Annotated in this window: 1 protein-coding gene; it reads right to left on the bottom strand. The window is 70.5% G+C overall.

Annotated features, from left to right (window positions below):
- Positions 1-39 precede the first annotated feature (39 nt).
- Positions 40-1,563, bottom strand: coding sequence for a GTPase HflX (gene hflX / locus I5I_RS15785; protein WP_036322039.1), 1,524 nt, complete (start codon positions 1,561-1,563; stop codon positions 40-42).
- Between the last annotated feature and the right edge of the window lie 132 nt (positions 1,564-1,695).

Raw genomic sequence — 1,695 nt, forward strand, 5'->3', positions numbered from 1 at the left:
CCGGCGTGCCGCCGATAGAACTGGCGGCTCCTCACCACGTCAGAGCGCGTAAAGCGCCAGCTCCGCCGCGAGTCGCTCGGAGACGTGGGCGTGTACCGCCGTGCCGCCCTCCTCGTGAGCGGTCGAGAGGATGTGGCCGGACTCGTGCACGGCGTTGATGAGGTCCCCGCGGTCGTACGGCACGAGCGCGCGCACTTCGACCGCCGGCAGCGGGAGGGCGTCCTCGATGACGGTGCGCAGCTGCGCGATACCCTCCCCCGTGCGCGACGACACGAACAGCGCGGAGGGCTCGAGCCCGCGCAGCACGAGTCGGGTGTCGTCGTCGACGAGATCGGCTTTGTTGAAGACGACGATCTCGCGCGTCGAGCGCGCACCCACGTCGCCCATCACGTCGCGCACGGTCGCGAGCTGCGCGGCGGGGTCGGGGTGGGAGCCGTCCACGACGTGAACCAGCACGTCGGCGTCGCCGACCTCTTCCAGCGTCGACCGGAAGGCCTCGACGAGCTGATGAGGCAGATTGCGCACGAACCCGACCGTGTCCGTCAGGGTGTAGACGCGACCGTCGGCCGCTTCGGCGCGACGTACGGTCGCGTCCAGGGTCGCGAACAGCGCGTTCTCGACGAGCACACCGGCGCTCGTGAGCCGGTTGAGCAGGCTGGACTTGCCGGCGTTCGTGTAGCCGGCGATCGCGACCGACGGGATCGTGTTGCGCTTGCGTTCGCTGCGCTTGGCCTCGCGGGCGGGTGCGAAGTCACGCAGCTGCTTGCGCAGCTGGGCCATCTTGGTGCGGATGCGGCGGCGATCGAGCTCGATCTTCGTCTCACCCGGCCCGCGTGAGCCCATGCCGGCGCCGCCGGCACCCACCTGGCCACCGGCCTGACGGCTCATCGACTCGCCCCAGCCACGCAGGCGCGGCAACAGGTACTCGAGCTGGGCGAGCTCGACCTGGGCCTTGCCCTCGCGGCTCTTGGCGTGCTGGCTGAAGATGTCGAGGATCACGGTGGTGCGGTCGATGACCTTCACCTTCACGACGTCCTCCAGTGCGCGGCGCTGGCTCGGAGCGAGCTCCGTGTCGGCGATGACGGTGTCGGCGCCGACGGCGGCCACGAGGTCGCGCAGCTCCGCCGCCTTGCCGCGGCCGATGTAGGTTGCGGGGTCGGGATGCGGACGCCGCTGCAGCACGCCGTCGAGAACGACGGCACCGGCCGTCTCGGCGAGCGCGGCGAGTTCGCGCAGCGAGTTCTCGGCATCCTCCTGCGACCCTTGGGGGTACACCCCCACGAGCACGACGTTCTCCAGACGCAGCTGGCGGTACTCGACCTCGGTGACGTCTTCGAGCTCCGTGGACAGACCCGGCACGCGCCGCAGCGCCGCGCGTTCCTCGCGATCCCACTGATCGCCGTCAGCGTCACCGGAGGCGACGGTTGCGGCATCCTGCAGCGCCTGGGCGCTACCGAAGACGCGCACGCCAGAGCGGCCCTCGGCACGTGCCAGCACGCGATCCACCGGGTCGAGCGGCGTCTCTTCGCCGTGCGCGTCGGTGGTCTCGGTGGTGTGGGTCATGGATTCCTTCCAGGTCAGCCTTGCAGTCTAGCCTCCCGCGCGGGCGGGTGGCTCCGGTACGCTCGCAGGATGGGGAGTGACCACTACTTCAGCGCCTCCCCGGTCCAGGCCGAGAAACTCCGTCGCATCCGC

Origin of the sequence: Microbacterium sp. B24, assembly GCF_000333415.1 — a bacterium.
Taxonomy (GTDB): domain Bacteria; phylum Actinomycetota; class Actinomycetes; order Actinomycetales; family Microbacteriaceae; genus Microbacterium.

What these genes read in the sequence shown, in the direction of transcription:
- hflX (WP_036322039.1), bottom strand. Translation starts at nt 1,563, where the DNA reads ATGACCCACACCACCGAGACCACCGACGCGCACGGCGAAGAGACGCCG.